Origin of the sequence: Natronomonas sp. (genome assembly GCF_047616845.1) — an archaeon.
Taxonomy (GTDB): Archaea; Halobacteriota; Halobacteria; order Halobacteriales; family Haloarculaceae; genus Natronomonas.
Genome location: NZ_JBLGBY010000079.1, coordinates 1 through 6,068 on the forward strand (window position 1 = coordinate 1; position 6,068 = coordinate 6,068).

At 62.8% G+C, this 6,068-nt stretch carries 9 protein-coding genes and 1 pseudogene; 7 read left to right on the top strand and 3 right to left on the bottom strand.

Going from position 1 to position 6,068, the window contains the following annotated elements; all coding sequences use genetic code 11:
* Positions 1 to 137: 137 nt before the first annotated feature.
* Both ACI8UR_RS11935 and ACI8UR_RS11940 read left to right on the top strand, forming a co-directional pair.
* A complete protein-coding gene (locus tag ACI8UR_RS11935) occupies positions 138 to 728 on the top strand; it encodes a DUF309 domain-containing protein (RefSeq protein ID WP_411716060.1) in 591 nt (196 codons plus the stop codon).
* 38 nt (positions 729 to 766) lie between these two features.
* Entirely contained in the window at positions 767 to 1,273 is a 507-nt protein-coding gene (locus ACI8UR_RS11940; RefSeq protein ID WP_411716059.1) for a nicotinamide-nucleotide adenylyltransferase, read from the top strand.
* A gap of 38 nt (positions 1,274 to 1,311) precedes the next feature.
* On the opposite strand, the gene azf is transcribed toward ACI8UR_RS11940, so the two are convergent.
* Positions 1,312 to 2,079: an NAD-dependent glucose-6-phosphate dehydrogenase Azf gene (gene azf, locus ACI8UR_RS11945; protein WP_411716058.1), complete on the bottom strand. Its 768-nt coding sequence runs from the start codon at positions 2,077 to 2,079 to the stop codon at positions 1,312 to 1,314.
* A 154-nt stretch (positions 2,080 to 2,233) separates the two neighbouring features.
* Here azf and ACI8UR_RS11950 point away from each other — a divergent pair, with 154 nt between their 5' ends.
* Genes ACI8UR_RS11950 through ACI8UR_RS11960 form a run of 3 tightly spaced genes read left to right on the top strand, consistent with a single transcriptional unit; the run spans position 2,234 to position 3,504 of the window.
* Complete coding sequence (locus ACI8UR_RS11950; RefSeq protein WP_411716057.1) at positions 2,234 to 2,623, top strand: 30S ribosomal protein S6e; 390 nt, start codon at positions 2,234 to 2,236, stop codon at positions 2,621 to 2,623.
* A gap of 27 nt (positions 2,624 to 2,650) precedes the next feature.
* Positions 2,651 to 3,064: a hypothetical protein gene (locus ACI8UR_RS11955; RefSeq protein WP_411716056.1), complete on the top strand. Its 414-nt coding sequence runs from the start codon at positions 2,651 to 2,653 to the stop codon at positions 3,062 to 3,064.
* The gene (locus tag ACI8UR_RS11960; RefSeq protein ID WP_411716055.1) at positions 3,061 to 3,504 is read left to right on the top strand and encodes a DUF5807 family protein; all 444 of its coding nucleotides are present in this window, start codon (positions 3,061 to 3,063) and stop codon (positions 3,502 to 3,504) included. Before ACI8UR_RS11955 ends, ACI8UR_RS11960 begins: the two co-directional genes overlap by 4 nt.
* Before the next feature lie 71 nt (positions 3,505 to 3,575).
* Here ACI8UR_RS11960 and ACI8UR_RS11965 read toward each other — a convergent pair whose 3' ends face one another.
* Together ACI8UR_RS11965 and ACI8UR_RS11970 are read right to left on the bottom strand one after the other, a co-directional pair.
* Complete coding sequence (locus ACI8UR_RS11965) at positions 3,576 to 4,649, bottom strand: DHH family phosphoesterase (protein WP_411716054.1); 1,074 nt, start codon at positions 4,647 to 4,649, stop codon at positions 3,576 to 3,578.
* Positions 4,650 to 4,705: 56 nt separating this feature from the next.
* The gene (locus ACI8UR_RS11970; protein ID WP_411716053.1) at positions 4,706 to 5,146 is read right to left on the bottom strand and encodes a universal stress protein; all 441 of its coding nucleotides are present in this window, start codon (positions 5,144 to 5,146) and stop codon (positions 4,706 to 4,708) included.
* Between the two features lie 101 nt (positions 5,147 to 5,247).
* Between ACI8UR_RS11970 and ACI8UR_RS11975 the strand changes: the two are divergent.
* Positions 5,248 to 5,473 (top strand): annotated as a pseudogene (locus ACI8UR_RS11975) (IS6 family transposase); the annotation flags it as partial.
* 253 nt (positions 5,474 to 5,726) lie between these two features.
* On the top strand, positions 5,727 to 6,068 hold a 342-nt coding region (locus ACI8UR_RS11980), incomplete at its 3' end, for a hypothetical protein (protein WP_415087911.1).

A 6,068-nucleotide genomic window follows, 5' to 3' on the forward strand; every position in this document is an offset into this window, starting at 1 on the left:
CGCCGTCCGGACGTTTACTTCGTTTGGTCCGAACGAGGCTCACGCTCGCTGCGCTCGCGTGAACCGCCGTCCGGACGTTTCTGCTGACGCTACTCCGCGAGCGACAGGCATTTTTTCGAGCCAGGCGTCGAGGAAGTGTGAACCACCTCCGGGCCGGCATCGCGCTGTTCAACGCCGGCCACTATCTCGCCGCCCACGAGCCCTGGGAGGAGCTGTGGCTCGACGCCCCGACCGGCGAGCGCGATGACTGCATCCAGGGGTTGGTGCAGGCGACGGCGGCGACGCACAAGGCCCGAACCGGAAACTGGTCGGGCGCGGTCGGCCTCGCCGAGAGCGCGGCCGAGTATCTCGCCGCCTGCGACGGCGCCCTCGAGGTTACCCCACTCATCACCTGGCTTCGGCGACTCGCGTCCGACCCCGAACTCGCAGAACGGGAGCGGCCGCCGATCTTGCGACCCGACGGCGAGACCGTCACGGTCAAGCACGTGCAGTTTCCCACCGCAGCCATCGCGGCCGACGCCCTCGCCGAGACGCGCGGTGACGAGACAGTCGAACAGGCCGTCGAGTACGCCATCGCGGATATCGAGGCGGACGACGAGACCAGTGATTTCGTGATGTTGACGCTTGCGTACCTCCGGGACGACTCCCCAGCCGTCCGACAGCGTATCGCCGACCACGTCGACCGTCGGCGCATGCGCGAGTCGGACGTCGAGGGGCTGTTCGAGTAGCCCCCGGCTGATTTTACGCGGGCGGTCGAAGACCGAGTATGCGTGGGCTTGTTATCGGACGGTTCCAGCCGTTCCACGAGGGACACCGGTATCTCATCGAGCAGATCGACGAGGAGGTCGACGAGGTCGTGGTCGGCATCGGCAGCGCCGGCCAGTCACACACCGCTCGCAACCCGTTCACCTCCGGCGAGCGCGTGCTGATGGTGCAGAACGTCCTCGATGAGATGGATGCGAAAACGTATCTGATTCCCATCGCCGACGTCGAGCGGAACAGCCTCTGGGTGAGCCACATCGAAACGCTGTGCCCCGATTTCGACGTGGCGTACACGAACAATCCCTTCGTCGAGCGGCTGTTCGCCGAGGCCGGCTACGAGGTTCGCGGGACGCCGCTGCACGAGCGCGACCGCTGTTGTGGGACGGTCATCCGCCGCCGGATGCTTGAGGACGAACCCTGGCGGGAGTCGGTTCCCGAGACGGTCTGTGACAGCATCGACGAGATCGGCGGCGTTGAACGGCTCCGGATGATAACGGACAACGATACGTAGCAGGCTACGCGAGCGGTGACGCGGCGAGGAGGAGCAGCTCAGACCTCGTCTTTCGGCTCGCCTTCGAAGGTGTATTCGGCGGAGTTGTCCCGCGGTTCGTAGCCGAGGACTTCCTTCGGCCGCTCCAGCGAGTAGTACTTCCGGTCGTTATCGGAGATGCCGTAGACGATTTCGTAATCGTAGTCGGCCTGAATCGCGCGGTCGTGGAGGTGTGCACAGTCTCGATAGGAGAGCCACATCGCCTGCCCGCGTTCGTACTCCTTGGGCGGGTGGTCACGCGTGAGATTGCCGATACGGATGTTGCAGACCGAGATGTCGTGTTCGTCGTGGTAGTACCGGCCGATGAGTTCGCCGGCCGCCTTCGAGATGCCGTAGTGGTTGCCCGGCCGGGGGAGTTCCATCCCGTCGAGCATGAACTCGCTTTCTTCGCGGTAGATGTCGGGTTCGCGTTCGGTCTCGAAGTGGCCGACGGCGTGGTTCGAGGAGGCGAAGACGAACGTCTCGACGCCGGCGTCGATGGCTGCATCGTAGATGACCTTCGTTCCGTGGATGTTGTTGTCGAGGACGGAATCCCACGGCGCGTCGCGGCGCGGGTCGCCCGCGAGGTGGACGACGGTGGAGACGCCCTCGCAGGCTTCGGCCATCAGCTCCTCGTCGACGACGTCACCGACGAGATACGGGTGGTCAGGGTCGAACGGCGGCGGGTTGTGGAACAGATACCGCCAGTCGTACTTGTCACCGATGCCTTCGCGGATGGCCGTTCCGACCGCGCCCTTAGCACCCGTGAGCAACACGGTGTCGTCCATTTGGGTGTGAAAACGTCGGTTGCGGGTAAGAAACGTATGGTTCGCGCGCCGGACGGGCGCAGTTCCGAAACCGCCGCGGCGATGGGCGGAGAACACCCCGCCATCCCGACGCCGTTTCAATACCCTTTTGCCGTCGCGTCCAGTTTCACCCCGTATGGCAGAGTTTCAGGTCGTCGTCGGCGACCCCGACGAGGGCACCACGTACTCCTTCGACATCGAAGGACAGGACGCGAATCGGTTCATCGGCCGCTCGCTCGGCGACACCGTCGATGGCGAGGCTGTCGACCTGTCGGGCTACGAACTCGAACTGACCGGCGGCTCCGACACCTCCGGGCGCCCGATGCGAGAGGACGTCTCCGGCACCGAAACGCGAGCCATCCTCTCCGAGGGTGGCGTCGGCTTCGAGCCGAGCCGTGACGGCGAGCGCAAGCGTATCACCGTCCGCGGCGCCGAAGTGTCCGAGGACACCCGACAGATCAACGCCAAAATCGTCGACCGCGGCGACCAGTCCGTCGACGAACTCCTCGGCGGCGAGGACGAGTAACCCTCGTTTTCACCCCCGTTTCGCTTCATGCCTAGCGTTTCTTCCGACGGCGTCGACACCGTCCGTGCGTCGATAGAACAGAGTGGCGCGCTTGACCGCCCAAAGCTCGTCGTCCCCGACGACGTGTTGCCGGAGGGTACCGTCCGCGTTGACGCCGACGAGACCACCTACCACGCGGTCGTCGACACCGGCCTCGGCGGCGACCTCGAACTCCGCGGTCTCTACGATAACGCCCGCCTTGCCCGTACCGGCGAGGGCGAGAACCAACTTGAAGAGTGGGTCGAGTCCTGTGGCCTCGAAATCGGTCGTTCGGCGCTTCTCGACATCGTCGTCGAGGGCGAACAGTACGGCCTCCGTGCGCCCGGGACGCGCGCCGTGTATCAGGTCGCCGACAGCCCGGACGACAGCCTCGCCTCGATAGCGGAGGACGTCGACGGATGACGGATGCCGACGCGGACGACGGTTCGGCGCTGTACGACGCCTTCCTACGCGGCGAGCGCACCGAGGACATCCTCATCTACCTCCACGAGGAGGGCGTCGGCTCGATGGAGAAACTGGTCGATCTCGGCACGCGCGTCGAGGACGGCGTCGTCCTCGTGTTGCCGGCCGAAGACGGGAAATCGGCCTTCGAGAGCGCGACCGGCCTCGGCGCGATGGATTTCGCCGGGCAAGCGATGCAGACCGACGGCGACATCGCCGACGACTGCACGAGCGGCACCTGCCCCGACGCTGACGGTGACGACCACTACGTCAAATTCGTCTTCGCGTTCGCCGAAGCACAGAACGAGGAGGTCGGCGGTCTCTACGCCGAAGGTGACGTCATTCACGCCTACGCGGCGTGTGCGTGTGGGACGACCTACTCGGATAAGTGGGTCGTCTGAAAATCGTGTTTTTCTGATAGCCGTGCTATCACGGCGTCGATATCGCTCCTCGCAGAACGAACCGTTCGCCGTTACGCCGCTTCGTCTGGCTCTTCGAGTGCCCGGAACGCGTCGAGGATCACCTGTTTGGTGATGGCCCCACGGGTCGTCCAGTGGTGGGCGTAATCGAGCATGTCGTCGTAGATGTCGGGCTTACAGCCCGCAGCCTTCGGGTGGCCGCCGCCGTTGACCTGGCCGGCGACCTCGTGGCACCGCTCAAACTCGTCGGTGCCGCGGATCGAGGCGCTGCCGGCGGGTTTGACGATGACGGAGGCGTCGGCCTCCGCCTCCCGCATCGCTTCGGCGACCTCGTTCTGCGAACAGCGGCCGTACGTGACGCCGACCGTCCATTCGCCGATGACCTTGTACTCCGCGCGGCCGATGGCTTTCTCGATGAGGGCCTCCTTCTCGACGCGCTGCTCTTCGAGGAACGCCTCGATGTCGGCGGGGAGGTCGGCACCGTGTTCGACGACCGTCTCGATGTACTGCTCGGGGTCTTCCCAGTAGGCGTAATCCGCGAGGTCGTCGCTGCGGGGGTCTTCCTGGAGCCAGAGGTCGTGGTCGCGAGTGACCGCCGCGAGTTCGACGTAGCGCTCGTCGAAGTCGTGTTCAAGCGTGCGAAGCGTCACGTCGGTCGTACACTCCTCGTCGGAGTCGCCGACGACCAACTCCGCGTAGTCGGCGACGATGGCCGCGAGGTCGTCGTCCCACTGGTGGTGGTCGAACCACCGCACCGAATCGGCGCGCTCGGCGACGAGCGGCAGTACCTCGATATCGTGTTCGGAGTCGGGACAGAGGTCACAGACGTACACCTCGAGGCCGGGGTCGCCGAAGTCGGCGACGTATTCCAGGGCATCGTCGATCTCGTGGGGGCCGGCCGGTAGAAGCGCCGCCGACCCGAAGGCGATTCGGAGCAGGGCGACACACGCGAGGCCGTCGGCGTCGGGGTCGGCGATGACGACCCGTTCAGCGTCGGCGAGCGCTTCGCGCGCTTCCTGTTCGGCCTGCGCCTCGTCGAAGGAATCCGGCGTAAAGAACCCCTCTCCGGGGAGCAGCGACCGCCGGGCGAGCGGGAGGTTGTCGTCGTCGATGAGCCAATCGTCCATACCGCCGCGAGGTGCGCCGAGGGGAATAATCTCCCGTCTCGCGGTCGTCACCTGCCTTATTCTTCCAGTTGCCGAACCGTCAACACGGGCGCCGGACACGTCCGAACGACGTCTTCGGCGACGCTGCCGACCAGAAACGAGTGTTCGCCGTCGCGCCCCCGCGTGCCCATCACGACGGCGTCGGCCTCGGTGTCGCGGACGTAGCCGACGATTTGCTGGGCCGGCCGCCCCGCACGGACGGCCGTTTTGAGGTCGACGGGCTCGTCGCGCGACTCGTTCAGCTCGACGATACCGTCGATGGCCGACTCGCCCTGCTCGTCGAGGGCGTTCCGAACGTCGTCGTGAAGACGGTCAGGAAGCGACTCGACGCGCCCCTCATCGACGACGTATAGGGCGTGGACGGTGGCCTCGAAGCGCGCCGCGAGATCGAGTGCGCACTCGACTGCACGCGAGACGCTTTCGGAGCCATCGGTTGCGACGACCACCGTATCGAACATACTCCCCCTCCGCTCGCCGCGGATATAAATCCACACCGGGTTCGTCAGGGCGGTGTTCAGATACGGATGAAGAGTGAGGCGGTTCGTTTTCTGAGTGTTCTATGTCTGAAAACGACCGATTCGAGGGCTTTCTGGACGAGATTGAGTTAGGTTTTGTGGAACGAGAGGCGACACCGAAATTGCTGATGAAGCTCGGTGTTCAGCTCCATCTTGCTGAATTATCACTTTCGAATATAGGCTCTATTTTGAGATATTCGGTGGTAATCGGGCTTGATCAGGGGCCATAACTGGGTTCACAAAGCAGATCTACAGCCGACATCAGGTCAGAGAACTGTTTCAGCCACGCCGAAGCAGACACCGCCGACAACTGGCTTCGGTTCTTCGCCTTCGTATGGAATCAGCTGATTTGCACACCAGCTTCCGACAGGAGAATACATTTATTAGAGGCAGGCTTGGACTGGTTCTGTCGCTTGAATAGAAAATCAACGGTTTAAGTCTGATTTTGATCTTCAGATGTAGAACCACCGTTCATATTTAAAATTAGGGTAAACTCTTTATGTATGGCAATATTATCCGATTTATGGACAAGGAACCGAGCTCAATTAATTCTAAAAAGGCATCAAAATTAACCCGGAGAAGATTGATGAAGATGGCTACAGCAGCGGGATTCCCCGCAGCCACTGCCTTGTCACTGACTCCCGAGGATGTCAAAGCGAGTGACTCTGATCAAGTCACGATTGCCTTTGACGTCACGGGAGAGGTGAAAAAGCAGGTACCTGCTGACTGGTACGATCACGTTAGAAGAACCAAGCGCGTTAAATCAGATATCGAACAAAAATTCCTGGATAGGGAGGGAATTAACTCAGTTGGTGTTCGAACAGGATCAGACCCACATGTAATCGTCAGGCTTGATGCCGATAAT